The organism is Segatella copri DSM 18205 (genome assembly GCF_025151535.1).
Taxonomy (GTDB): domain Bacteria; phylum Bacteroidota; class Bacteroidia; order Bacteroidales; family Bacteroidaceae; genus Prevotella; species Prevotella copri.
In genome coordinates this window covers 1,361,999-1,386,450 of the sequence record NZ_CP102288.1, presented here as the reverse complement: position 1 = coordinate 1,386,450, position 24,452 = coordinate 1,361,999, and the positions used below count along the sequence as shown (strand labels likewise).

The window sequence follows — 24,452 nt, the reverse complement described above, 5'->3', positions numbered from 1 at the left end:
GCTATTCTCCGATATGTTGTCCCACCACATACCCCGTGGTCCAGGCGGCCTGCAGATTGAAGCCGCCGGTGATGGCATCTATGTCGAGCACTTCGCCGGCAAAGAAGAGGTGAGGGCACACCTTGCTCTCCAGGGTATGCAGGTCGATGTTGCTGAGGCTGATGCCGCCGCAGGTAACAAACTCCTCCTTGAAGGCTCCCTTTCCGTTCACCTGATAGAGGTCGTTGGTGAGGGTTTCTATCAGCAGGTTGCAACCCTTCTTTCCCATTTCGCTCCATTTCTTTTCGGGTGCATATCCCATCTTCTGAATCAGGAAGAGCCAGAGGCGGGATGGCAGATTGTAGGGGCGGATGCTTGCCAGCTGCTTCTGTGGGTTGGCGATGATGATGCCCTGGATGTTCTCTTCCACCAGCGAGCGGTTGCTCTCGTGTACCCAGTTTACGGAAATCTTAATCTGATAGTTGTTCTCGTGCAGATAACGGGCTGCATGGGATGAGAGCTTCAGCACGGCAGGACCGCTCATGCCCCAATGGGTGATGAGGAGCGGACCCTCTGCCTTCAGTTTAGTGCCCGGAATGCTGGTATATACAGGCTCCACCACCGTGCCCATCAGATTCTTGAAAGCCTTGTCGGCGATATTGAAGGTGAAGAGCGATGGGATAGGCTGCTCTATCGCATGTCCCAGGTCTGAGAGATGCTTGAAGCTTTCCTGCTTCGGATGACCGCCTGTGGTAATGGCTACCCGGTGGAAGGCAATCTGCCTGATTCCGGAAACGGGATGAGAGGCAGAAGATGCACCCGATAGATTTCCCTTTTCTTTTGAAACCTTGAAATCCAGGAGCAGGCGCTCATCCTCCAGTTCGGTGATGGCGGTGAGCTGGTGGTTGCATTGTATCTTCACGCCCAGTCGCTTGGCGGTATTCACCAGACAGTCGATGATGCTGTGCGAATCCTGCGATTGCGGAAACACGCACTGGTCTTCCTGCGTAACCAGTGGCACGCCGTTCTCCTCAAACCAGTCGAAGGCATGCTGGTAGTCGAATCTCTTGAAGAGTCGCTTCATCAGTTTATGTCCGCGAGGATACGCTTGTTTTAGGTCGGAAATCTCCTCAAAGGAATTGGTAAGATTGCATCTTCCTCCTCCCGTGATTTCTACCTTGGCGAGAACCTTCGAATTCTTTTCGAAAATCGTGATGTCGGCGTGAGGGAAGTTGCGCTTGGCCTCTATCGCCGCAAAGAATCCTGCGGCACCCCCACCAATAATTGCAATATGTAGTGATTGTGGCATATCGTATTTTTGGTTGATTAGGGTGCAAAGGTACTGCTTTTCTTTGATAAAAGAAGAAAAGTTCCCCTTTTTCTTTTGCAGATACGATAGATTTTTGTAACTTTGCGCAAAAATCATAGTATATTAAGTATCAAATAGATTTATGGCAAAAAGAGAATATGTTGAGGTCAACAAGCGTTGGCTGGAGGAAAAGGCAAAGGAGGAGGGCGTTATGGCGCTGCCTCGTGGTATATATTATAAGGTGTTGAAGCAGGGTGACCCGAAGGGAGCACAGCCTAGCCGACGCAGCATCGTGACGGCCCATTACACCGGTTGGACCATCAACGGCAAGAAGTTTGATTCCAGCCGTGGCGGCACGCCGTTCGCCATGCGATTGAGCGACCTGATTGATGGCTGGATTGTTGCCATGCAGCAGATGCATGTGGGCGACCAGTGGGAACTTTACATCCCTGCCGAGATGGGATACGGCAAGTTCTCGCAGCCGGGCATCCCAGGCGGCTCTACCTTGATATTCGAAGTAGAACTGCTGGGTGTGGGATAACCCGGATACTTGAAATTATAAAGATCATTAAGATAAGAGAGTCTTGTCCGGCTATAGTCGGTTCAATTCATCTTCCGCACTGTTCATGCCGTTGTATCTTCCCTTGCGCTTGTTGAATTTCCAGGTTACGGTCAACTTGTAGCTCCATAGCTTGTAATCCTCAGTCTGGGAGAAGTCAACGGCATGCTCGTGGGTTCGCTCCTTGAAGAGCTGCTGATGGAAGAGGTCGTTGGCACTGAAGGCAACCTGTAATCTGTCGTCCATCCACGATTTGCTGGCACCAAGACTCCAGTTCTGAGTGGGGCGGAACTTCGTTTTACCCACTTGCCCTCCGTTGTCAAAACTGTAGGAGAGCGACAGCTGATAGTCGTTTGGTAGCGTGAAGTAATTGTCAAACGATGCATTCCAAGTTGCTCCGTTGTAACTGATTAGCTCTCCATGATCATTTACGGAGAAGCGCTGGTAAGTGATGCTTGCATTGACATTCGGACGCCAGCAGCCGAAGACGTGTCCCCAGTTGAGATATGCCATGTATTTCTGAATCTTGTTGAAGTTCATGAATGTACTCACGTATCTTACGGGCTTGTCTTCCGGCACTTCATGCACGTACATGATGGAGTGGTCGGTACGGGTGTATCTCAGCATTCCCATGAAATCTTTCCACTGCACCGAGTAGGTCAGACGATAGGTGTTGACAGGCTGTAGCTTCGGATTGCTGATCTGATACTGAAAGCGCGAGGTATAGTAGATGTTACCGCTTAGCTGACTGAAAGAAGGTCGGGCGGTGGTAGTGCGGAAGCTGAGCGAGTGATGCCACGATGGTTCGTTGAGAGTGATACCGAACGATGGAAACCACTGGTCGTAATGGCGCTCCATATTGTCGGGAGATTCCTCCGACAGATTGGTGTATCGGGATGTGAGATGCTCGTATCGGATGCCTGCCCACCAGCACCATCTGCCAGCTTCACCCTGATATTGCAGGTAAGCAGCCGTCTTGGTATCATGGTTTTTGTATTCCGTAGTTCCAAGCATATCGGCAGAACTTTCGGTTTTTCCCTTGCCTTCCATCAGGCTCCATTCGCCACCATAGTTGATGGAATGTTTGTCAGAGATGAGTTGCTTGACTTCGATTCTTCCACTATAGATATCGTAGTTGGAATTAGAGCGGTTGAGGGTTTCCTGCATCTCGCTACCTTCTTTCTCCGTGATAGGCTGTCTGTCAGAATCCTTGTTCCTGGCATAGTCCAGATAAATCTGTGATGAGAAATGCTTCGACCATTTAACCAGATGGAAGAGGTTGAAGTGGTGACTGCGCTGGTGTCCCCATTGCTGGCTCTCCGCATCGAAATACTTCATCTTGCCATCCGCATCAGAAAGTTTCATCTCGCTGTTTGTATCTTCTCCTGCTGGGTTAGGATAGCGATAGTACTGCTGCTGTTTTTCGCTTCTGCCGCCATTCAGCCAAAGCCCTTCCCATTGTATTCCCACTTCGTGCTGCTTGCTGATTAACCAGTCGAAGTTGAGTTCCGTAGCGTTGTAATTTGCCTTGTTCTTGCCATGGCGGTCGGTTCCGAAGAGATATTCGCCATCTTTGGCTCTTACGAGCGCTTCCTGTGGCTGATGCACATTGTATCGGTTGTCTGTGTAGCCGTAAAATCCTGTGAGCGAAATCTTCTTCGTTACCCAACCCAGGGTCAATTCCTCGTGGTTGGTGTTCACCTCGCTCAACTTATCATACACCTGCATCTTGCCGAATATACCCTCGTCTGTTCTTCTCGTCAGGATTCTCAGTACGGCTCCCGTCGTTGCATCATATTTTGCACCAGGAGTGGTAATGAGTTCTATTTCATCTATCAGCTTCACATCGAGATGAGCGAGTTCGGCAGAGGTAGCCTTCTTGTCGTTGAGATAGATGGTGGGTGCTCCCAGTCCGTTTACCTCCAGGCTTCCGTCGGCGGTTTGTTTCATGCTGGGTATGTGCTTCAATACATCATCCAGCGTTGGCTCCTTTGCCAAAGGAGTATTACGGACACGGGTAACCAAGGCATCGTTTCTCATCTTGTACATCGGGCGATGACCTGTTGCGGTTACGGCTTGAATCTCGGCCTCCTTATCTGCTTTGATTGAATCTTTTTCCGTCTGTACTGAGTCTGCGGAAACTCCGGATGTCGGGAATTCCCCGTTTTGTGCTGTTGCACAGGTGGTGGTGGCTAGCATCGCCCATAAAACTGTTTCTTTCTTCATTTTCTTCCTTGTTTTTTGTTTTCGTTTGCAAAGGAACAGCTTTTCGGGCTCAAAATCGCAAATAATCATTACTGAAACATTACGCTGGCAAAATAATCTTGCTTCACCTTAATTATATATAGTGAAATCTTTGTACCTTTGCATCGAAAAAAGAAAAAATAATATGAATAGAAGAATCACACAAGTCTGGCTGCTCGCCATCCTTTCCTCTTTCCTGCTGATAGGCTTGCAGACCTATTGGCTCTACAATAGCGTGACCTATTCGATGGGAGAGATGGGGAAGAAAAATGCCGAAAAGGCGGAACTGGCAATAGTCACTTATCAGACAGATCTCGGAGCGGCGGTAAAAGAAAAATCACATATCGGTTATGTCGTCACGGCATATTTTTCAGACTTCAAGCGTCCCTGTACTACGATTTGCTCTCCGCTGGATACGGATACAATCATTGGTGGAGTGGTGTATAGCAAGCCGGGATTCGGCAACGTGATGGAGAAGAGAGATACTTTCGATTTGCGTGAGACGGATTCCAACAATTCTTTTGATTGCCTGAATACTTACATTACTTACCAGCTTACCCGTTTTGACAAGGCGCATTTTGACCGTTTCATCAGTAGGAAACTGGGCAATGATTTCATCGGGGCAGAGATGAAGACGGGAAAGCATCGTCTGTGGCAGACAAGAATCGTAGAGCCTCCTACCTTGTTTCATCACGAAATGCTGGTGGAAGTACCTTTCAATCCTATCCAGTATCAGTCGATGCAGATGAGGATGCAGGTGCCGATGCTGCCCATCCTGAAGGGAATGATGTGGCAGATGATAGGAAGTCTGCTGGTTACTATCTTGCTTCTCCTGAGTATAGCTTACCTCATCAAGGTGATGCTCCTGCAGAAGAAGGTGGATAAGATGCGAAGCGACTTTGTGCATACGATGATTCACGAGTTGAAGCGCCCCGTGCAGACGCTGAAGATGTGTGTATCTGTATTCTCTGCTCAAAAGACTGATGAGAAGGATGAGAATGCCCTCATCATGGAGACGGTTAGAGAGGAGAGCGATAACCTGACTGCCTATCTCGCCAAACTCCGGGAAGTAATCAGGGCAGAGGAACATATCCCGCTCCAGATAACTTCTTTCGATATCCATGCCGCCTTGCAGAATCTGGTGGCAGTTTATCGAAAGAATAAGCAGAAGGAGGTGGATGTTTCGCTCGATTACCAGCGCACTTCCAACCGGATGATGGGAGATAGAGACCAGCTTCTGAATGTGGTCAGCAATCTGATGGAGAACTCGGTGAAGTATTCCGGCGATATCGTCAATATCCATGTTGCCTGCCGAGATACCGGGAAGGGGGAAGTCATGATTTCTGTATCAGATAATGGTATCGGAATTTCGCCCGACGAGCAGCAGAGAGTCTGGACGAAGTTCTATCGCAGCAATGCTTACCCGGATATGATGCAGCCGGGCATCGGCTTGGGTTTGAGTTTTGTTGATATGATTGTGAAGGCCCATGGGGGCAGAAAAATGATGCAGAGCGAAGTGGGCAAGGGAACCAGAATTTCAATCGTCATCCCGCAGCACTCCTGATGCATCCGGTTTAACGCTATAAACAATAGAAAAAATGATCAAGATATTATTTGCAGACGATGACTTGAAGTATTCCATGTTGCTGAAGAGTTTCCTGCAGCAGCATGGCTACGATGTGACTTATGCCGGCAATGGCAAGAAGGCATGGGAGCAGTTCCCGGAGGTGAAGCCCGACCTGGTATTGCTCGACATCAATATGCCGGAGATGGATGGCTATGAGGTGGCTGAGCGCATCAGGACCATCGACCCGAAGGTGCTTATCTTCTTCCTCACCGACCGTACGGAGAAGAACGATCGACTGAAAGGTTTCTCCCTGAAGGCAAACGATTATCTTGCCAAACCCTTCTATCCGGAAGAGTTGCTGGCAAGAATAGAGGAGCGGTTCTCCATGAATGAGAGTGAGACGATAGAAGAGGAGGTGTATCATTTCGGTGAAACCACCTTCTGCTATAATAACAATGAACTTCGTACCCGTTCCTCTCGTGTGCTCATCACCAGCCGACAAGCCGACATCCTCCGTCTGCTGGCGAAGAATATCGGCAATGTAGTAAGCAAGGAGATGATACAGGAGGCGGTGTGGGGAACCGTGAGCTATGCCAACTCCCTGGCTGTGAATGTGCAGATGACGTATCTCCGTCATGCTCTTCAGCATGATGCGACCGTTAAGATTGAGTCGCTGAAGAAAAAGGGATACGTCTTATCTGTTATTTCTCCAGAGTAACGATGATGTAGCTTCTGCCATCGTCTTTCAGACCTCTTTCCTGAATGGCTTTGGTGCCCTCTTTCAAGACCTCGATGGCTTTGATTTTGCTGGGAGAAATCTTGTAGAATTCCTCTTTAGTCAGTTCCTGCTCTCTGCCCTTGATCAGATAGTGAGGGGCTGGCTTGGGGGCAGGAGGTGTGGTAGTGGTGATGATATGAATCTCTATCACATCTCTTTTGGGTGCCGGCAGGACGTTGGTGTTTATCTGGTAATTCTTGATGGTTTTACCGATGAGTTCCTTGCCGGTGAAGTTTGGAATGCGCTCGCCGTCGATGCTGTAGATACGCAGGGTATCTGCCTTGGATGCCATACTGCTGGTTATGCCCAGCAGGGCAAATGCAATGGTGAAAATATACTTTTTCATAAGCGTGAAATGTTTATAATTCAGCGTGAAATGTTTTATTATTCGTTTAACTGTGCCAAAGGAAGTAGCTGATAGCTACCATCTTGCGTTTCTGCGATATTGATGGTGTAATGCTGCATGTTGCCGTCGTTGTCCAGGGTTGAGATAACGATGTTATCGCCTTGGCGGTTGATGGTAAGCTGCTCGGCAGAAGGCAGGGCGGCAGAGGCTACTTCATAAATCTGATTGAAATCTTCATGAATGCTTCTTTCTGTTTCAGAAGAGGTCTTCTCGGCATCTTTCTCGCTTCTTTCTGCGATATTCTTTCTTTTGGCAAGAGCCCTCTTGCTTGTCTTCATTTCCTGTGGAGTCACGATATCCTGGGTTGCAGCCAGGAAGAGGGAGTCGGCACGTTCCATCTTCTCGTATGCGTTCAGGTTCCCGTCTTCATCCTCGGAAGATGGCTGCGAGCGAACCACCTGCTCTGTAGGAACCAGGTTGGCGAAACCAGGTTGTTGTTCTGAAGAGGATGAGAAATAATCCTTGATAGGGAAGAGCAGGAAGATGAGTCCTGCCAGCATCGCCGTAGCGAGAAGAATGGCTGAGAGGCGTACCCATCTTGTTTCGTGCTTCTTAGAAACAGGTTGAAGAATATTCGGAGTATAGTTCTCCATTCCCAGCATCAGGTTTCTGATGTCGAGATCCTCATCCGTTAAATCCTTATTCTCGCAATGGCGATAGAAATCAGCCAATGCCTGTTCTTCCTCCACGCTGGTATCAGCATCGAGGTAGCGCTCTATCAGCTCGTGGCGATAGGTTATATCTTCTAGTTTCTTCATTTCTTTCCTTTTTAGAGTTTATGACTTCATCATTTTCAGCAATGATCTTCTTGCTGCAGAAATCATCGTCTTGGTGCTCGTCTTGTTGGCTCCACAGATTTCGGCAATCTCATCGAGGCTCTTTCCCTCGCTTCTCAATAGCAGCATTCTTCTCTGCGTATCCGGAAGCCTGTCCATCGCCCTGTTGAGTCGCCTTTGCGTATCTTCGCCGATGATGGCCTGGTCGGTATGCTCGGTTGCCGTACAGATTTCTGCGGGATGCTTCATCTGTTCCAGCGATGCCGTCTGGGCTTTGTTGCGTCTCAGATGGTCGATGCAGAGATTCCTGGCTATCGTCATACCTAAGGCCTCGATGCTCTGGTATTCAGAGAGCCTTTCGCGCATCTTCCAGAGCTTCACCAGGGTTTCCTGCACGATGTCATCGGCTTCTTCGGCAAGGGTTCCTGCCGAGAGATAGCGTTGACAATGTGCCGTCAACCTGGGGCGCATTTCCTGGGCGATATGTTCAAATTCTGTTTCTTCCATTTGTTCCTTTTTATGTGTATGACGCAAGAAGAGGCGAAAGGTAAACATAAAAATGCTACCTTCGCACATTTCCGTGCAAAGATAGCATAAAAATTTGAGATATAGACATATCTTTTATTTTATTTGTGGATGAAGTGGTTTATTCCTCTGTTTTTGCCATCATTACAATGATATTACAGGTGCAGAAAATCAGTGATGTAACAGCTTTGTAATACTTATGTTTTACGGTAGAAATATCTTCTCCTTACCTTTGCAGTCGAAATGAAGAAGATGCCTTTCTATGTCAATGAGGAGGGTTTCATTCGGAATAAAGAAAATCAGATTTACGTGTATATATAATAAGGTAAGAAATGAAGAAGAAACCGTATTTGTTGATGGCACTCACGATGGTGTCGATGGGAATGAATGCCCAGAATTCTGGAAACAGCTCTTTGGAGAAGGGCATTGAGGAATTCACCAAGACCATGACCATTGGTGGAACCATCCGCTCTAAGTATGAGTACCAGACCGAAGAGGGGGAGGGACGATTCGAGGTGCGTACAGCCCGCATCAACGTGATTGGCAATGTAACACCTCAGGTAAGCTATAAGGCGGAAATCGACCTCTGCGACGAGGGTAAGATCAAGATGCTCGATGCCTATACCCGCATCAAACCTTGGAAGACCCTGCAGCTTACCATTGGTCAGGAACGCGTGCCATTTACTATTGATGCTCACCGTTCTCCTCATCAGCAGTACTTCGCCAACCGCTCGTTCATCGCCAAGCAGGTGGGCAACGTGCGCGACGTGGGTGCCGAAATCGGATACACCTGGAATGTTGGTTTCCCAATCGTGGTGAATGCCGGTATCTTCAATGGTTCGGGCTTGACCAACCAGAAGGATTACTGGACCAAGGGCGTCAACTATTCAGCCAAGGCACAGTTCCTCTTTCCGAATGTGAACCTGGTGTTGAGTACCCAGAAGATCAAGCCATCTGATGTTACGGTAACGATGTATGATGGCGGTATCACCTTCCACAAGGGCGGTTTCATTGCTGAGGCTGAGTATCTTTACAAGCATTACAGTAAGAATGCTTTCCACGATGTTCATGCATTCGATGTTTTCGTATGCTATGACATTCCGGTGGCTAATCCTAAGAGTCTCATCAGGAAGGTTTCTCCTTTGGCAAGATATGATTTCATGAGCGACCACAGTGATGGTACAAGATATGGCGGTTCTGATACGGAACTGGGGGCATTGAAGATCAATGATTATAAGCGCCATCGTGTTACGGGCGGTGTAACCTTGAGCCTTGCCAAGCCATTCATCTCAGATATCCGTATCAACTACGAGAAATATTTCTATCGTAAAGGTGGTATAGCTAAAGTTTCAGAAAAAGATAAGATTGTTGTGGAGTTCATGACAATGTTCTAATAATAGTTTATAGTTAAGAGTTTATAGCAACAGTCATCTATAAACTATAAACTCTTAACTATAAACTCCTTACAGCATTCCCTTAGAGCTAGGAAGCTCGAAGTGGTAGATGTCTCTCTTTACCGCCATTTTCAGCGAACGGGCAAGTGCCTTGAAGATGCCTTCTATCTTATGATGCTCGTTCTCGCCCTCAGCCTTGATGTTGAGGTTCATTTTTGCCGCATCACTCAGACTCTTGAAGAAATGCTTGAACATCTCGGTTGGCATTTCACCCACCTTCTCTCTGTGGAACTCGGCATCCCAAATCAGCCATGGACGGCCACCGAAATCCAAAGCTACCTGACAGAGACAGTCGTCCATCGGCAGACTGTAGCCGTATCTTTCTATTCCGCGCTTGTCACCTAAAGCCTGCAGCAGGCATTCGCCCAGTGCAATACCCGTATCCTCAATGGTATGATGCTCATCCACATAGAGGTCGCCCTTGGTATGGATGGTGAGGTCCATCATACCGTGCTTGCCTATCTGTTCCAGCATGTGGTCGAAGAAACCAAGACCGGTAGAAATGTCGCATTTGCCTGAACCATCGAGATTTACCTTGATGTAGATATCCGTTTCCTTGGTGGTGCGCTTCACCTCTGCGATGCGGTCGCCGGCAAAGAGAATCTCGGCTATCTTATCCCAGTCCATGCCGTCTTTTCCGAGAATCAGACTCTTGCAACCCAGGTTTTCTGCAAGCTGGGCATCGGTTTCACGGTCGCCGATTACATAACTGTTTGCCATATCGTAGGCAGGGTTATCGATGTATTCGGTCAGCATGCCTGTTCCTGGCTTGCGCATTGGTGAGTTATCTTCAGGGAAGTGGCGGTCGATGTGCTGCTTGGCAAAGTGGATGCCTTCGCTCTCCAGGGTCTGGATGATGAAGTTGTGTACTGGCCAGAAGGTATCCTCCGGGAAGGAGTCGGTACCCAGTCCGTCCTGGTTGCTCACCATCACCAGCTCGTAGTCGGTGTGCTGGGCAATGAAGGCGAGATTGCGGAACACGCCCTTGGTGAATACCAGCTTCTCGAAGCTGTCAATCTGTTCGTCCTCTGGTTCCTGAATCAAAGTTCCATCGCGGTCGATGAAGAGTAATCTTGTCTGTTTCATATCTCTTATATATGTTAATACGATTAATATTTTTCTATCTCTGTAGTTGCCATTTTCTGGCTTTCCTTCATTCTCTGTTTCTCTTCGTCTTGCACCTTGTAAGAGCCGAATTGATAGGCAAGTGAAATGCCGAGCCAGCTCAGGGCGTAGATGATGAGCAGGAAGGTGATGGTGAACACCAGGAAGAGGAGTGGGGTGAAATAACCCGGCACACCGAGCGGGTCGCCATCAAGTGCACCGAGCTGTGAAAAGAACTGTGCGATGATGAGGATGATGGAAGGCAGGGCTGCGATAAAGGTAGCGATGCCTACGATAATCATGCCGAGAAAACTGGTCAGAAAGAAACCTCCGAAGTGGCGGAGAATGCTGAGGAGGGATTTTCCTATCTTGCGCTTTTCGCCCTTAGGACACAGTTGCTTTCTTGGCAGAAGATGCCAGAATGATACGATAGCCATTACGATAGTGGCTCCGTAAATGATGGTTTGCAGAATGAACGAAGCCATCGGATTTACGGCTCCCCAATCGTGAAGCGGTTTGTTGGGGAGGAGGAAATAGAGTACGATAGCCAGCAATACTGCAAATGGAACATGGGTAGTCCATGTCTGTTTTACGAGTGATCTGAAGTCACTTGTTATGGTATCGTATGATGCTCTCATGCAGGAAGTTATACTTCGGTGCTTAAATAATTCATTTACTTCCATAACTATCTTGTTTTAATTTCTAAATATCGCTTTTGTATTTTTTTACTCTTTTACTTTTTTACCCTTTTACCTTTAAAAGTTTCTTCTGAATTCAGAGCAGGTAATGGCGGTAGCGATAGCCACATTCAGACTGTCGGCTGTAGCTCTACCTTCCGGAAAGTTAGGGATGAGCAACTTGTGGTTCACCTTCTTTGCCAGAGCAGGCGAGATGCCTTTTCCTTCGTTTCCCATCACGATAAGTCCACGGTTTTCGAGCTTTTGCTGATAGATGTTGTCGCCATCGAGCAGGGTGCCGTAAACGGGAACATCAGCAGGAAGTGATTCTACCAGTCCCAGCAGGTCGCCGTATTCTACCTTCACTCTTGCTATGCTGCCCATCGTAGCCTGTACCACCTTCGGATTGTATACGTCGGCAGTATCCTGACTGCAGTAGATATGGGTGATGCCAAACCAGTCGGCGATGCGGATGATGGTGCCCAGGTTGCCTGGGTCCTGAACGCCGTCGAGCGCCAGACTCAGTTCGCTGGTATTAATAGAGTAATCTCCTGATGTTGCCTGTTTGAATACGGCAAGCACCTGCTGCGGATGTTGCAGGAAACTCACCTTCTTCAGTTCTTCATCAGTAACCTCTATCACTTCGGTTTCAGCCCCGAAGTGTTTGCCCCGGAGCCATTCGCCGGTAGCCACAATCAGGTCGGCAGGTTGCAGAGCGAGCAGATCGTCTACCACCTTGAAACCTTCTGCCACGAACTTTCCTTCTTTATTTCTGTTCTTCTTCAGTTCGAGCGAATGTATGTACTTTATTTTATTCTTGCTAATCATTTATTGTCATCTATTGTCATTAATGGATGCAAAGGTACTCAATTTTCTTTAAAGTGGCAAAATAGTTGTATTAAATTTTGGAAAAGTAAAAAAAAGGCTGTATATTTGCACCATATTTTATAAAATAGGAGATTTTAGTATGAATACAATTGCTTTAGATAATAAGACATACAATAATATAGAATGGTATGCTCGGCAGAAAAATATCAGCGTAACTGAGGCTGCGATATCTGTATTGAACTCTTTCTTGGATAAAATCAAGCCTAAAGAACATCAAAAGGACAAGTTTTATATAGCTCCTGAGGTGAAGGCTTTAGAGGTAGGCTTTCAGTGCCCTAATGAATTGTCTGATGATTATAAGAAAGAAATGGGTGAAATTTTAACAGAGAAATATTTATGAAATTGTTTTTAGATACTAATGTCTTAATTGATTTTATATTAGAACGCCCTCAGTTTTACAATGCAGCAGCAATGATAGTATCTTATGCATTTGAGAAGAAGGTCTCTATTTGTGTATCATCTTTATCGTTAGTAACTGCTAATTTTATTTGTATAGAACGCTGTAGTATGCCGATAGATGTTTTTCGTAGAAAGATAGATTTTCTGCGTAATTTTATGGAAGTTTGTTCTGTTGATTCTTCTGATATTTATCATTCGTATGATTTGGAATGGAAAGATTTTGAGGATGGAGTACAATATTATTCTGCAATACGTTCGGGGGCTGATTATTTAGTAACCAGAAATGCTAAGGATTTCGAAAAGAGCGATATTGAGGTTGTTTCTACTGATGAAGCATGTGCCTTATTGTAAATTTAAGATAGATATTTTGAAAAAAGAAACGATTTCATTACTTGCCTTGCCGCTGCTCATAGCATCTTGTTCTTCAAGCAAAATGGTGCCGGAAGGGGAGTATATATTAAATAAGGTGGAAGTGAAGAGCGACTCGGCAGGGTATAATGCCGGGGCGCTCAAGCAGTATGTGCGCCAGAAAGAGAAACCGAAACTCTTCTCGCTCTTCAAGAATCCTTTCAGCAAGAAGCCTGTCATCTACGATACTTTGCAGGCGCGGCTCTCCTGTCAGGATCTGCTTACCGCCATGCAGAACCAGGGCTTCATGCATGCCGGGGTGTCGCTCTATACCACCAAGAAAGGAAAGAAACTGGATGCTACCTATCTGTTGCATCCCGGAGAACCTTTTGTGATAGGTAAGGTGAAATATGAAGTGGAAGATGAACATATTCAGCAACTTCTGCATCTCGATAACCCCGATAATCAGCAGATTAAGCCGGGAATGAGATTTACGGTAGAAACATTGGATAATGAACGCAGGCGTATCTCCAGCCTTCTGACCAATGATGGCTATTTCCGCTTTCATAAAGATTTTATCCAGTTTTCTGCCGATACGATTGCGGGACAGAAGGATATCGCCCTGACGCTCCACCTGATGAAGTATAAGGCAAACAGTAATGCTCCTGAGGTTGATCATCCCCGATATGAAATCAGAAACATCAACTATCTGAGTAATGACAGCGACCGAATCCATCTGCGCCATCAGGTTTTGCTCAATGCCACTGCTCTCAGAGAAGGCCGTCCCTACAGCGCCGCTGCCTTGCAGCGCACCTATAACAACTTTGCCCGTCTGCAGGCGGTGAAGTATACCAACATCAGTTTCTCTGAAGTTCCTGACAGCAACCAGGTTACGGAGAACGTAATGGAGAGGGACAGCATCAGCCGGCAGATGGATTGTAATATCCAGATCAGTACTAACAAGCCTTCTACCATCGCCTTCCAGCCGGAAGGAACCAATACGGCGGGCGACTTGGGAGCTGCTGCTTCGCTCACTTATACCAACCGAAATCTCTTCAGAGGTAGTGAGCAGCTGAGCATCGAACTTCGTGGAGCTTACGAGGCCATTACCGGTCTGGAGGGGTATCAGGACCAGAACTATACTGAATATTCGGTTGAAGGCAAACTGGTTTTCCCTCGTTTCTTGGCGCCTTTCCTTTCAAGAAATTTCAGAAGAAGACAGACGGCAAACAGCGAGTTGTCGGCAAGTTGGAATCTTCAGAACCGTCCGGAGTTTCATCGCCGCGTATTCTCTACTGCCTGGCGTTATCGCTGGACAGAACCGCGTCATCACCTGGCTTGGCGTTTCGACCTGCTCGATCTCAACTATGTGTATATGCCATGGATATCCGAGACTTTCAAGAGAGACTATCTCGATAATGCAGAAAACAGAAATGCCATCCTCCGCTACAATTACGAAGACCTGTTTATCATGAAGATGGGTTTCGGTTTGAGTTATAGCGATGGGGTAGATGCTGTGCGAGTGAATGTAGAGAGTTCGGGCAATCTGCTGAGCGGTGTTTCCAAGGCTTTCGGTTTCAAGGTGAACAGCCAGGGGCAGCGTACATTATTTAATATAGCTTATGCCCAATATGCCAAGTTTGATGTAGATTATACCCATCTGATGCAGTTTGATAAGCGCAATGCTCTGGCGCTGCATGCGGGTATCGGTGTGGCTTATCCTTACGGCAACAGTACGGTGCTACCTTTCGAAAAGCGTTATTTCTCGGGTGGTGCCAACTCGGTAAGAGGTTGGGGCGTAAGAGAATTAGGTCCGGGCAAGTTTAAGGGAACTGACGGCAGAATAGATTTCATCAACCAGACGGGTGATGTGAAGCTCGACTTGAATGCCGAATACCGCACTTCGCTCTTCTGGAAGTTTGAGGGTGCAGCGTTTATCGATGCCGGTAATATCTGGACACTTCGCAATTATGAGGATCAGCCTGGCGGCCAGTTCAAGATAGATGAATTCTACAAACAGATAGCTGTAGCCTATGGCTTAGGTCTCAGGTTGAATTTCGATTACTTCATTCTCCGTTTGGATATGGGTATGAAGGCAATCAATCCAGCCTACGGAACGAAGGAAGAGCATTGGGCGATTATCCACCCGAAACTAGACCGCGATTTCGCCTTCCATTTCGCAGTAGGTCTGCCGTTCTAAATGCAGCTAACAGTTTATAGTTAATAGTTAACTGAACTTTCGCATATCAGGAAGTTAAAGGAGTTAAGGAAGTTAAGGAGTTAAGACGTATGTCTTGCTACTTAAAAAACTACGCCAAAAAGGCTATTGTCTTAACTCCTCAGCGACCGTAGGGAGCGATAACTTCTTTAACTCCTTTAACTCCTGAACTTGCGAAACTCCTTGCTTTTTTCAAGGCAATTTATCCAACTTAATCTTCCAGAGCCCCTTTTCCATACACATCGGCAGTTGAAAATCGGCCTGTTCTATGAGCTGCGGATCCTGCCCGATGCTGTCCATCAGCAGAAAATTATGAACCGTAAGGGTAACGGTGGCACTTGTTTCATCGTCACCGAAATCAATATCCGTAATCTCGATGCTGGCATCCTCCGGTTTCTGGCGCAGCAGTTCCACGTCGGTCTCGTTCACATTACTTGCAGCATAGCGCAGCCAGCGCTCCGATTCCTGGGTGCAATACTTCACGGCTTTCGGGAAATGCCAGTTGAAATAATTGTTGGCAAACGAATCAGCATCAGCCTTCAGCTGGTCTTCGCTGCCTTCGTGAGGTTCACATCCCGAAAGGCTGAATATACTTGCGGTCATGCATGCCACAGCTATGCATAAACCTATCATCGACTTCTTTATCATGATTCTCAAATCTTAAAAATTCTATTTTTTTGCGATATTTCGGCACAAAGATAGTAAAAAACTTTGTAATAAGAATCTTTTTTGCTAACTTTGCATGGAAAATAACAATTAAAATGCTGAAATTTATATCCTTTGGCAGTGGAAGTAGTGGCAATTGCTATTATCTTTACACTGATACGGATTCGATACTGATAGATGTAGGAGTAGGAATAAGAATATTGAAGAAGCATTTCCATAACTATGGACTTCGCTTCGAGGATGTGCATCACGTCCTCATCACCCATGACCACGCCGACCATGTAAAGTCGGTGGGGAGTCTGAGTACTGACTATCATCTACCAGTATATACGACCCGTAAAGTACATCAAGGCATCGAGCGCAACTATTGTGTTCGAAAGAAGATAGAGCCTAACCATGCTCGTGTGATAGAGAAGAACGTAATATTCACACTGGGCGAGTTTAAGATTACTCCGTTCGGCGTACCCCACGACAGTACCGACAATGTTGGCTATTTCGTGGAGTGCGGAGGTGTGAACTTCTGCCTCATCACCGATGTGGGGCATATTACCGAAGAGATGCACGACTTTATCGGCCGTGCCAACTATCTTGTGCTCGAGGCGAACCATAGTGTAGAGATGCTCCAGCAGGGTCATTATCCCCAGTATCTGAAGGATCGCATTCTGGGAGATAACGGTCATCTGAGCAACGACGATTGTGGCGAGGCGCTTGCCAATTATGCTACACCGGAGCTTCATCACGTCTGGCTCTGTCATCTCAGCGAAGAGAACAACCATCCTGAGCTGGCACGCAAAACCGTGGAGCAGATTTTGCGCAGCAAAGGCATCATAGCCGGCAAGGACTTCCAGCTGGAAGTATTGAAGCGCAAGACACCGAGCGAAATCTATAACCTGGTGTAGGGCAGGTGTAAAACTAAAAAGGTAGCCGGATAAGGAGTTATATTGAGTTAACTCCTTATCCGGCTATTTCATGAATACGAAATAAACGGCTGCAATCAGGCAGCAGAAGGCAGCGAAATGATTCCAGTGCAATCCCTGTCCCTGGAAGAGGATATTGGCGATGATGGCGAAGACAATAAGCGATACGCATTCCTGTATCACCTTGAGCTGGACCAGATTAAATGGCCCGCCATTATCCACGAAACCGATGCGGTTGGCTGGTACCTGACAGCAATATTCGAAGAAGGCGATGGCCCAACTGAAGGCGATGACACCGATAAGAGGCCAGTTGCTGCTCACGCCCGTTTGTTGCAACTTGAGGTGTCCGTACCAAGCCAGCGTCATGAAGATGTTGCTTAGCACCAATAATAATATAGTATACAATCCGTTCATAATCTTATTTTTTTGCGGGTGCAAAGGTAATATATTTTTTTAAACCCTCCAAATTTCAGGGAAGTTTCATTTCGTATTTGTTTTGATATGGCTGTTTTTGGCAGATAAATCTCCGATGTTCTGATATTTATCTCCGAAAGATAAGTGTGCTGTTTGCGTATGGCCAGTAGGCTGTTTGGGGCGAACAGCCGACTAGCGGAATAGGGAACAGTAGGCTGTTCCTATGAGACAGTCATCTCAGACGGGGAAACCAGATTTCCCAATCCTATCAATATGATTTATGTTTAGCATTCTGCAAAAATCTCTTCACTCTTCACCTTTCCTCCCAAATCCCCTGTGTTTATCGGCATTTCGGGAGGTGAAGAGTCATCAGCAACTCTTCACCCACTCTTCACCACTCTTCACCTGGACTCAAAATCGATAGGAAGATGTGTATCCTCCTTTATGCGTTGATGTGTAGAAGTATATGGGTGAAGAGTGGGTGAAGAGCTGCTGCGAACTCTTCACCCCCGCCAACCTCCCTGTTTATCGGTATTCCGGAGGGTTTGGTGAAGAGTGAAGAGTATTTCCGTGTTTGCTTCCACATAATATTTATCGGTCAGGATTATGATATGACAACCCATTTGCCTGATTTCTGCGAGCCTTCTCTGCGGATGATATGATCTTCCTGCATCTTCTTGAGATGCTTAAGGATGGCACTTCTATTGATGTTCAGAGTGTTAGCAATCTCTCGGGAAGTGATATTCCCATTGCTGGCGATAAGTTGCAAAATGGCATTTCTCGTTTCTGGACCACCTTTCTGGACCACTTCCTTGTTTTCTGGACCACCTTTCTGGACCACCTCCTGCTTCTCCTTTTCCATCTTGTTTTCTCCTTCCATCTGCACTTTGATATCAGCTATCGCAATATCTTCTTCCATAGATTTCCTGTATTCAAGAATCTCGTTTCTCAGGTTTTGCGTGTGCTCTTTCAGCATGAATTCCTGGAAGGGTGCCATTGCCTCTTCTTCTCTCGATTCATTGAGGGCTTCGATATACTGCGCTTTATCTTCTTTGATGATTTTAGCAGGTACCAGTCCGAATTCAAACTGTAGGTGATTCATGATGAGGCGCGACATTCTGCCGTTGCCATCCACCCATGGGTGAATAGTAACGAGAATGTTGTGGGCATCGAAACTTAGCAGGTAGGCATCTATGGCGTTGGGACTTTTGATGAGCGCTTCTCTCCGCTGGTTGATGTGGTTGCAGAGTTCTTCCAGTTTCATCGGAACTTTGCGGTAGTCCATATAGGAGCGCCCGCCTGCTCCTGCCGTAACGCCAACAAGGCGCAGGTCTCCCTTTGATGAGTCGAATTCGCCCATCAAGGTGCTGTAGTGGCTGCCCGTATTTCTCATTACCAGGGCTGAGAGGTTCTTGAGCATTTCCACGGTGAATGGCTTATGTTCTCTTGCCCATCTGATGGATTGTTCGTAAGCTCTCTTCAGGTCGAGGTTCATGAGTTGTTCCACCATCGGTTTGCCTTTAGCCGTGATGCCTTCGTCGAAGAGAAGCTGGTTCTCTATCTCGGTTACGGTGGAGCCTTCGATGGCGGTGGAGTGGGTGATGATAGAGTAGAGATAGAACTTCTGATAGTCTATCTGCTCAGATATTCCCAGCTCCTGGTATTCTTTCAGAACCTCTAGGAGTTCATTGATCTGCTTGTCCATAACGCTTCTTTTTGTAACTAAATCTTTTTGCAAAGATACGACGAATATTTTGATTTCGCAAGAAAAAATGGGGGATAATATAAAAAAGGTGGCGAATCTTTTTGTTATCTCTGATTTTTGCAGTATCTTTGCAGAAGCAAAGCTGCACTCGGCAATTTGAAAGCAAGCTTTCATTGCGCTCGTTTGCATTTACTTTGCATTTGGATGGATTCGCCCTAGGGTGATGACGTCTGTTTTTGTGGATGAAATAGATTTCGTATCTAGTTCGATGAAGTTCTAAACTCAAATAGTCCGACCAGACAATAGCAACGAACTTCTGAGGATGAGGATGCGCCTAGCTATAGGCGTACCCCTTCCTTTCGTTTCGTTGCATGGGTAAATCTTTGGTCGGACAACCCCGAGTTTAGGAATGAATAGGATGTGGGTGCGCCTTTTTCTTTCCATAATATTTAGATAAGACTTTATACGATAAGTCTTTGAAAAACAAGTCTTTCATGTGTTATTGATTTTTAAATGTCCGACCAAAACATGATAAATAATCAAGATTTTGATAATGAGAGACAGGTAGTTTCGCGTGAGCGAGTGGCGGAGCATGGAGAAGTTTATACTGCCAAGCGTGAGGTGAATGCTATGCTCGACCTGGTGAAGGAAGAGACGGAGCGTATCGACTCCCGATTCCTGGAACCGGCTTGCGGCAACGGCAATTTCCTCATCGAAATTCAGCGCCGTAAACTCGAGGTGGTGGAGTGCCAGTATGGTAAGAGCCGATACGACTACGAACTGTATGCTGCCCTCGCCATCAGTTCGATGTATGGCGTGGAGCTGCTGCCCGACAATGTAGCTGCCTGTCAGAAGAGACTCTATGAAGATTTCATGGAGCGCTATCAACGTGTGTTTCATCAGGAATGCAGTGCCCCTTATGAGCGTTGCATTCAGTTTCTTTATGCCAAAAACATTCTTTGTGGTGATGCCCTCACCATGGAAACGTCTTCCGGGAAACCTATTGTCTTCTCGGAATGGGGCTTCGTGGGCGGTGGCAAAGTGAAGCGTCGTGACTTCCGTCTTGATGATTTGCTCAAGAACGTGGAGTATGATAAGCCGAAACCAGACGAAGAGGGTTTGCTTTTTGCAGATACGGGCGAGCCAACCTTCGTGCATGAGCCTATCAAGGAATATCCGTTGACTCATTATCTTAATCTTCCCGACCATGATCAATTATAATCCCGATGTGCTCAGTTGCCTTGCCAATCTGAGCAACGATGAGGTGTTCACGCCTCCTGAGATAGCCAACCGCATGCTCGATCTTTTGCCAAAGGAGATTTGGAGCGATAGTAAAGTGAAGTTTCTCGACCCGTTCTGCAAGAGCGGTGTGTTTCTTCGTGAGATAACCAAGCGGCTGCTGGATGGTCTCTCCGAAGAGATTCCCGATATGCAGGAGCGCCTTGACCATATCCTGCATTATCAGGTGTATGGCATGGCGATAACGGAGCTTACTTCTCTGGTGAGCCGCCGTTCGCTCTATTGCAGCAAGGAGGCCAGCAGCGAGTATAGCATCAGCCGCTTTGATGAGGCTGCCGGCAACATCGCCTTCCACGAGATTCCGCATACCTGGAATGAATCTACAGGCAAGTGTATCTATTGCGGCGCAAGCCGAGAAGTGTACGAGCGTGGCGAGGATAAGGAAAGCCATGCTTATCAGTTTATTCATACAGACAATCCAAAAGAACTATTCAACAATATGAAATTCGATGTAATTATTGGAAATCCGCCGTATCAGCTGAATGATGGTGGAGGAAGAGATTCTGCTGCTATACCATTATATGATAAGTTTGTACAAAAAGCAAAGCAGTTAGCACCTCATTTCTTGATAATGATTATTCCTGCTCGTTGGTATACCGGTGGAAGAGGTCTTGATGATTTTAGAGATAATATGATTTCTGATACTCGTTTGAAAGTAATTCATGATTATCCGGAAACTGATGATTGTTTTCCTGGCTTGAACATTAGAGGTGGAGTATGTTATTTCTTATGGGATTCTTTGTATCATGGAGATTGTACTATCATTAATCATATAAAAGGAAAAATGATTGAAATGAAACGTCCTTTGAAGGAAGCCAATATCCCGCTTCTTATTAGATACAATCAATCTATAAGTATAATGAAGAAAGTCTTAAAGTTTAAAGAGGTATCTTTAGGAAAGTATGTTAGTACTAGTAAGCCTTTTGGGATGCGTTCGAATTTTAGTGATTTTACTTCAATCCAAACTGAGATGCATTCAGTCAAGCTTTATAGATTTGGTGAAAATGGTTATGTTGCTAAGAAGATTATTGTAAAAAATGAAAAATTGATAGACCGTTACAAGGTCTTGGTTTCAAAGGCAAGTCCTGGCGGTGATGAATATCCTCATTCTATCGTGAGTCAGCCTATCGTTTCAGAACCAAACTCTGTTTGTACCGAAACGTATTTGGTAATAAAAGATGTGGATTCAAGAATAGAAGCAGAGAATTTGGTTTCTTATATCAAGACTAGATTCTTTAGATTTATGATGTCTTTGGTAAAGAACACCCAAAACATTTCAAAGGCGAGTTACACTTTCGTCCCCCTCCAAGACTTCTCTCATCCTTGGACCGACGAGATGCTCTATCGCAAGTACAAACTCTCATCTGATGAAATCGCTTTCATCGAGTCTATGATTCGTCCGATGGAATAATCTTGAAATATAATCTAAGTAGGGTAAGGGAGCAGGCATTCTCCTGCTTCCACCTTTTATATATAACAACATAACATCATGGATTATGACGCAGAATTTATTTCCCGAGAAATCGGAGTCGCAGCCTAAAATCTATGCTTACAGAGATAAGCATAACCCCGACTTGAAGGGATTGCTCAAGGTGGGCTATACCACCCAGGATACGATTACCCGAATTCATCAACAATATCAGATAGTGAAGCCAAGCGGTGACCCTGTGAACATCGTCTTCGAAGAATCGGCGATGCGGCAGGACGGAACTGTCTTCACCGATCATGAGGTGCACCGCATGCTGCTCAGAATGGGTTGCCGGAAAGTGGCTGGCGAATGGTTCCGCTGCACCCAGGAGGATGTGAAGAAGGCATGGCTTGCCGTGAGAGACAGAAGCGAAACCATCTACGACCGCACCGAAACTTTCCCGATGCGACCTGAGCAGCAGGAAGCCGTGAACAAGACTGCCGAATATTTCAATCGCTTCCAGCATGACCATGAGCATACTCCTCATTTCCTCTGGAATTGCAAGATGCGATTCGGCAAGACTTTTACTACCTATCAGTTGGCGCTTCGCATGAAGTGGCGCCGACTGCTGGTGCTTACCTTCAAGCCTGCCGTGGCACAAGCTTGGGAGGAAGACCTGATGCGCCATCAGGATTTCGAGGGTTGGCAATTCATCAATGCCAAGACTCAAACCGATGAGGACATCGACATCAACAAGCCATTCGTCTGCTTCGGTTCCTTCCAGGATTTCCTGGGCAAGAGCAAGAGCGGAGGCATGAAGGCGAAACACGAATGGACGCGAGCCTTCAACTGGGATTGCGTGGTGCTGGATGAATATCATTTTGGTGCATGGCGAGAGGAAGCGCAGGAACTGATTGGCTCCAGGGAAGACATCAAGATGCAGAAGAAAGCCATGGTTGAATCGGAGAAGGAACTGAGTCAGGAGATAGAAAATCCTGATTATTTTGATGAGGACATGATGCCAATCACGGCTCGTCATTATCTCTATCTTTCGGGCACGCCATTCCGTGCACTTGCTTCGGGCGACTTTATCGAGGATGAAATCTACAACTGGACTTATTCTGACGAGCAGCGTGCCAAGGAGGATTGGGAGAATGCGCATCCTAAGATTTCTCATCCGCAATCTTCTTATCACCTATCATCTCAAACTCAGGCATTACCCTTGCAGGGGTATGCTGCGGAGGATACATCGCTGCCCGAGAGGATGAACCCCTATGCCTCGCTCCCGAGAATGGTGCTGATGACCTATCAGTTGCCACCTTCCATTGCCGCCGTAGCGAATGATGGAGAGTTTGACGAATTCGACCTCAATACGTTCTTCCTGGCAGATGGAGAAGGCGAGGAGGCATGCTTCCATTTTCATGATGATGTGCAGAAATGGCTCGACTTGTTGCGTGGCAACTATCTGCCTGCATCTATCGACCATTTGAAGCAAAACAACAGAAAACCGCCTCTTCCTTTCTATGATTCAAGACTTTACGGTGTGCTGGCACATACGCTGTGGTTTCTTCCCAACGTGGCTTCCTGCTATGCTATGAGGAATCTGCTGGCAGAATCGCAGAATACTTTCTATCATGAATATCAGGTGATTGTTTGTGCTGGAACCAAGGCTGGAATCGGACTTGATGCCCTTGCGCCTGTAGAGCGGGCGATGGAGAATCCAGATCCTCTGCATTGCAAATCCATCACTTTGAGTTGTGGTAAACTGACCACGGGGGTAACCGTGAAACCATGGACTGGTATCTTTATGCTTCGTGATACGTCGAGTCCGGAAACATACTTCCAGGCTGCCTTCCGAGTGCAGTCGCCATGGACCATTACCAATCGTGATGGGTTGCATCCCAACCAGACGGAGATTTTGAAGCAGGAGTGTTACGTTTTCGATTTCTCGCCAAACAGGGCTTTGAGAAAGTTGGCGGAATATAGCAGTCAGCTGAATGTGGAAGCCGACAAGACTCCGGAGCAGAAGGTGGATGATTTGATTCATTTCTTGCCCGTAATCTGCTATCAGGATGGAGCGATGAAGGCTTTGAATGCCGGAGAAGTACTTGATATGGCAACGAGTAATACTTCTGCCACCTTGCTTGCCAGGAGATGGGAGAGTGCCACGCTGGTGAATGTAACCAATGGTGTGTTGGAAAAGCTGCTGAATAACGAGCAGGCGATGCAAGCTCTGATGAACATCGAGGGATTCAGAAGTTTGAATGAGGACATCCAGACTATCATTACCAAGACCGACCACATCAAGAAGACCAAGAAAGTGGCTTCGGAATCGGAGGATGGTCTTTCGAAAAAGGAGAAGAAGGAATTAAGCGAAGAGGAGAAGGAAGTAAAGAGCAAGCGCAAGATGATACAGGAGAAACTCATCAAGTTTGCCACTCGTATTCCTATCTTTATGTATCTTACGGATTATCGTGAGCGCAGTCTTCGGGATGTCATCATGCAGCTGGAGCCTGGTCTTTTTGCCAAGGTTACGGGTTTGACCAAGAAGGATTTTGAGTTGCTGGTGAACCTGGGAGTATTTAATGAGGCGTTGATGAACGATGCCGTCTTCAAGTTCAAGCGCTACGAGGACAGCAGTCTTACCTATACGGGCATCAACCGTCATAAGGAGGATGAGAAAGTGGGCTTGTGGAGCACCACGATTTCCAGGGAAGAACTTTATAGTGAATGAATCTAGATGATAAAAAAAGCCAGCCTTTTTGCAGGAGAAGGCTGGCTTTATTTTGTTCTTTGCGTGGGGAATTTATCT

At 46.6% G+C, this 24,452-nt stretch carries 22 protein-coding genes; 11 read left to right on the top strand and 11 right to left on the bottom strand.

What is annotated here, in order from left to right; genetic code table 11:
• Position 1: 1 nt before the first annotated feature.
• Positions 2-1,288 carry a BaiN/RdsA family NAD(P)/FAD-dependent oxidoreductase gene (locus tag NQ544_RS05825; RefSeq protein ID WP_050758664.1) on the bottom strand — a complete coding sequence of 429 codons (1,287 nt, stop codon included), beginning with the start codon at positions 1,286-1,288 and terminating at the stop codon, positions 2-4.
• 142 nt (positions 1,289-1,430) lie between these two features.
• Here NQ544_RS05825 and bamJ point away from each other — a divergent pair, with 142 nt between their 5' ends.
• A complete protein-coding gene (gene bamJ / locus NQ544_RS05820) occupies positions 1,431-1,829 on the top strand; it encodes a BamJ family beta-barrel-assembly machinery protein (protein ID WP_006849301.1) in 399 nt (132 codons plus the stop codon).
• Between the two features lie 51 nt (positions 1,830-1,880).
• Here the strand turns inward: bamJ and NQ544_RS05815 are convergent, their stop codons facing one another.
• Positions 1,881-4,073 (bottom strand): outer membrane beta-barrel family protein, encoded by a 2,193-nt coding sequence (locus NQ544_RS05815; RefSeq protein WP_040553818.1) that lies wholly within the window; start codon positions 4,071-4,073, stop codon positions 1,881-1,883.
• 163 nt (positions 4,074-4,236) lie between these two features.
• On the opposite strand from NQ544_RS05815, the gene NQ544_RS05810 reads away from it, so the two are divergent.
• Positions 4,237-5,655 (top strand): sensor histidine kinase, encoded by a 1,419-nt coding sequence (locus NQ544_RS05810; RefSeq protein ID WP_006849299.1) that lies wholly within the window; start codon positions 4,237-4,239, stop codon positions 5,653-5,655.
• Between the two features lie 34 nt (positions 5,656-5,689).
• The gene (locus NQ544_RS05805; RefSeq protein WP_006849298.1) at positions 5,690-6,376 is read left to right on the top strand and encodes a response regulator transcription factor; all 687 of its coding nucleotides are present in this window, start codon (positions 5,690-5,692) and stop codon (positions 6,374-6,376) included.
• Here the strand turns inward: NQ544_RS05805 and NQ544_RS05800 are convergent.
• From NQ544_RS05800 to NQ544_RS05790, 3 genes are read right to left on the bottom strand one after another with little or no spacing between them, the layout of a single operon-like run.
• Positions 6,360-6,782, bottom strand: a complete 423-nt coding sequence (locus tag NQ544_RS05800) for a hypothetical protein (protein ID WP_006849297.1) — start codon at positions 6,780-6,782, stop codon at positions 6,360-6,362. The two genes, NQ544_RS05805 and NQ544_RS05800, sit on opposite strands and share 17 nt — an antisense overlap.
• A gap of 38 nt (positions 6,783-6,820) precedes the next feature.
• Positions 6,821-7,600, bottom strand: a complete 780-nt coding sequence (locus tag NQ544_RS05795) for a hypothetical protein (protein ID WP_006849296.1) — start codon at positions 7,598-7,600, stop codon at positions 6,821-6,823.
• Positions 7,601-7,618: 18 nt separating this feature from the next.
• Complete coding sequence (locus NQ544_RS05790) at positions 7,619-8,125, bottom strand: RNA polymerase sigma factor (protein WP_167529952.1); 507 nt, start codon at positions 8,123-8,125, stop codon at positions 7,619-7,621.
• Between the two features lie 350 nt (positions 8,126-8,475).
• Between NQ544_RS05790 and NQ544_RS05785 the strand changes: the two genes are divergently transcribed.
• Positions 8,476-9,537, top strand: coding sequence for a porin (locus tag NQ544_RS05785; protein ID WP_006849293.1), 1,062 nt, complete (start codon positions 8,476-8,478; stop codon positions 9,535-9,537).
• Positions 9,538-9,606: 69 nt separating this feature from the next.
• On the opposite strand, the gene hisB is transcribed toward NQ544_RS05785, so the two are convergent.
• From hisB to NQ544_RS05770, 3 genes are all read right to left on the bottom strand, one after another.
• Complete coding sequence (hisB, locus tag NQ544_RS05780; protein ID WP_006849292.1) at positions 9,607-10,683, bottom strand: bifunctional histidinol-phosphatase/imidazoleglycerol-phosphate dehydratase HisB; 1,077 nt, start codon at positions 10,681-10,683, stop codon at positions 9,607-9,609.
• Positions 10,684-10,706: 23 nt separating this feature from the next.
• Positions 10,707-11,339 carry a DUF975 family protein gene (locus tag NQ544_RS05775; RefSeq protein ID WP_006849291.1) on the bottom strand — a complete coding sequence of 211 codons (633 nt, stop codon included), beginning with the start codon at positions 11,337-11,339 and terminating at the stop codon, positions 10,707-10,709.
• A gap of 117 nt (positions 11,340-11,456) precedes the next feature.
• Positions 11,457-12,206 carry an RNA methyltransferase gene (locus NQ544_RS05770; protein ID WP_006849290.1) on the bottom strand — a complete coding sequence of 250 codons (750 nt, stop codon included), beginning with the start codon at positions 12,204-12,206 and terminating at the stop codon, positions 11,457-11,459.
• A gap of 139 nt (positions 12,207-12,345) precedes the next feature.
• Here NQ544_RS05770 and NQ544_RS05765 point away from each other — a divergent pair, with 139 nt between their 5' ends.
• Genes NQ544_RS05765 through tamL form a run of 3 tightly spaced genes read left to right on the top strand, consistent with a single transcriptional unit; the run spans position 12,346 to position 15,213 of the window.
• Complete coding sequence (locus tag NQ544_RS05765; RefSeq protein WP_006849289.1) at positions 12,346-12,606, top strand: hypothetical protein; 261 nt, start codon at positions 12,346-12,348, stop codon at positions 12,604-12,606.
• Positions 12,603-13,016 carry a type II toxin-antitoxin system VapC family toxin gene (locus NQ544_RS05760; protein ID WP_006849288.1) on the top strand — a complete coding sequence of 138 codons (414 nt, stop codon included), beginning with the start codon at positions 12,603-12,605 and terminating at the stop codon, positions 13,014-13,016. Before NQ544_RS05765 ends, NQ544_RS05760 begins: the two co-directional genes overlap by 4 nt.
• A complete protein-coding gene (tamL, locus tag NQ544_RS05755; RefSeq protein WP_006849287.1) occupies positions 12,994-15,213 on the top strand; it encodes a translocation and assembly module lipoprotein TamL in 2,220 nt (739 codons plus the stop codon). The genes NQ544_RS05760 and tamL overlap by 23 nt, the downstream gene beginning before the upstream one ends.
• Positions 15,214-15,423: 210 nt before the next feature.
• Here tamL and NQ544_RS05750 read toward each other — a convergent pair whose 3' ends face one another.
• Positions 15,424-15,888, bottom strand: a complete 465-nt coding sequence (locus NQ544_RS05750; protein WP_167529951.1) for a hypothetical protein — start codon at positions 15,886-15,888, stop codon at positions 15,424-15,426.
• A 104-nt stretch (positions 15,889-15,992) separates the two neighbouring features.
• On the opposite strand from NQ544_RS05750, the gene NQ544_RS05745 reads away from it, so the two are divergent.
• The gene (locus NQ544_RS05745; protein WP_040553816.1) at positions 15,993-16,796 is read left to right on the top strand and encodes an MBL fold metallo-hydrolase; all 804 of its coding nucleotides are present in this window, start codon (positions 15,993-15,995) and stop codon (positions 16,794-16,796) included.
• A 63-nt stretch (positions 16,797-16,859) separates the two neighbouring features.
• Here the strand turns inward: NQ544_RS05745 and NQ544_RS05740 are convergent, their stop codons facing one another.
• A complete protein-coding gene (locus tag NQ544_RS05740) occupies positions 16,860-17,228 on the bottom strand; it encodes a DMT family protein (RefSeq protein WP_040553814.1) in 369 nt (122 codons plus the stop codon).
• A gap of 604 nt (positions 17,229-17,832) precedes the next feature.
• Positions 17,833-18,933, bottom strand: coding sequence for a Fic family protein (locus NQ544_RS05735; RefSeq protein WP_153088802.1), 1,101 nt, complete (start codon positions 18,931-18,933; stop codon positions 17,833-17,835).
• A 528-nt stretch (positions 18,934-19,461) separates the two neighbouring features.
• On the opposite strand from NQ544_RS05735, the gene NQ544_RS05730 reads away from it, so the two are divergent.
• The 3 genes from NQ544_RS05730 (at position 19,462) to NQ544_RS05720 (ending at position 24,374) form a co-directional block, all read left to right on the top strand.
• Complete coding sequence (locus tag NQ544_RS05730; protein ID WP_040553841.1) at positions 19,462-20,154, top strand: DNA methyltransferase; 693 nt, start codon at positions 19,462-19,464, stop codon at positions 20,152-20,154.
• Positions 20,141-21,643, top strand: a complete 1,503-nt coding sequence (locus tag NQ544_RS05725) for an Eco57I restriction-modification methylase domain-containing protein (RefSeq protein ID WP_006849280.1) — start codon at positions 20,141-20,143, stop codon at positions 21,641-21,643. The genes NQ544_RS05730 and NQ544_RS05725 overlap by 14 nt, the downstream gene beginning before the upstream one ends.
• 85 nt (positions 21,644-21,728) lie before the next feature.
• Positions 21,729-24,374: a GIY-YIG nuclease family protein gene (locus tag NQ544_RS05720; RefSeq protein ID WP_006849279.1), complete on the top strand. Its 2,646-nt coding sequence runs from the start codon at positions 21,729-21,731 to the stop codon at positions 24,372-24,374.
• Positions 24,375-24,452: the final 78 nt, after the last annotated feature.

What these genes read in the sequence shown, in the direction of transcription:
- NQ544_RS05815 (WP_040553818.1), bottom strand. Translation starts at nt 4,073, where the DNA reads ATGAAGAAAGAAACAGTTTTATGGGCGATGCTAGCCACCACCACCTGT.
- NQ544_RS05725 (WP_006849280.1), top strand. Translation starts at nt 20,141, where the DNA reads ATGATCAATTATAATCCCGATGTGCTCAGTTGCCTTGCCAATCTGAGC.
- NQ544_RS05790 (WP_167529952.1), bottom strand. Translation starts at nt 8,125, where the DNA reads ATGGAAGAAACAGAATTTGAACATATCGCCCAGGAAATGCGCCCCAGG.
- NQ544_RS05730 (WP_040553841.1), top strand. Translation starts at nt 19,462, where the DNA reads ATGATAAATAATCAAGATTTTGATAATGAGAGACAGGTAGTTTCGCGT.
- NQ544_RS05810 (WP_006849299.1), top strand. Translation starts at nt 4,237, where the DNA reads ATGAATAGAAGAATCACACAAGTCTGGCTGCTCGCCATCCTTTCCTCT.
- NQ544_RS05770 (WP_006849290.1), bottom strand. Translation starts at nt 12,206, where the DNA reads ATGATTAGCAAGAATAAAATAAAGTACATACATTCGCTCGAACTGAAG.
- NQ544_RS05735 (WP_153088802.1), bottom strand. Translation starts at nt 18,933, where the DNA reads ATGGACAAGCAGATCAATGAACTCCTAGAGGTTCTGAAAGAATACCAG.
- bamJ (WP_006849301.1), top strand. Translation starts at nt 1,431, where the DNA reads ATGGCAAAAAGAGAATATGTTGAGGTCAACAAGCGTTGGCTGGAGGAA.
- NQ544_RS05720 (WP_006849279.1), top strand. Translation starts at nt 21,729, where the DNA reads ATGACGCAGAATTTATTTCCCGAGAAATCGGAGTCGCAGCCTAAAATC.
- NQ544_RS05805 (WP_006849298.1), top strand. Translation starts at nt 5,690, where the DNA reads ATGATCAAGATATTATTTGCAGACGATGACTTGAAGTATTCCATGTTG.
- NQ544_RS05825 (WP_050758664.1), bottom strand. Translation starts at nt 1,288, where the DNA reads ATGCCACAATCACTACATATTGCAATTATTGGTGGGGGTGCCGCAGGA.
- NQ544_RS05765 (WP_006849289.1), top strand. Translation starts at nt 12,346, where the DNA reads ATGAATACAATTGCTTTAGATAATAAGACATACAATAATATAGAATGG.
- NQ544_RS05760 (WP_006849288.1), top strand. Translation starts at nt 12,603, where the DNA reads ATGAAATTGTTTTTAGATACTAATGTCTTAATTGATTTTATATTAGAA.
- NQ544_RS05795 (WP_006849296.1), bottom strand. Translation starts at nt 7,600, where the DNA reads ATGAAGAAACTAGAAGATATAACCTATCGCCACGAGCTGATAGAGCGC.
- NQ544_RS05745 (WP_040553816.1), top strand. Translation starts at nt 15,993, where the DNA reads ATGCTGAAATTTATATCCTTTGGCAGTGGAAGTAGTGGCAATTGCTAT.
- NQ544_RS05800 (WP_006849297.1), bottom strand. Translation starts at nt 6,782, where the DNA reads ATGAAAAAGTATATTTTCACCATTGCATTTGCCCTGCTGGGCATAACC.
- NQ544_RS05785 (WP_006849293.1), top strand. Translation starts at nt 8,476, where the DNA reads ATGAAGAAGAAACCGTATTTGTTGATGGCACTCACGATGGTGTCGATG.
- NQ544_RS05775 (WP_006849291.1), bottom strand. Translation starts at nt 11,339, where the DNA reads ATGAGAGCATCATACGATACCATAACAAGTGACTTCAGATCACTCGTA.
- hisB (WP_006849292.1), bottom strand. Translation starts at nt 10,683, where the DNA reads ATGAAACAGACAAGATTACTCTTCATCGACCGCGATGGAACTTTGATT.
- NQ544_RS05740 (WP_040553814.1), bottom strand. Translation starts at nt 17,228, where the DNA reads ATGAACGGATTGTATACTATATTATTATTGGTGCTAAGCAACATCTTC.
- tamL (WP_006849287.1), top strand. Translation starts at nt 12,994, where the DNA reads ATGAAGCATGTGCCTTATTGTAAATTTAAGATAGATATTTTGAAAAAA.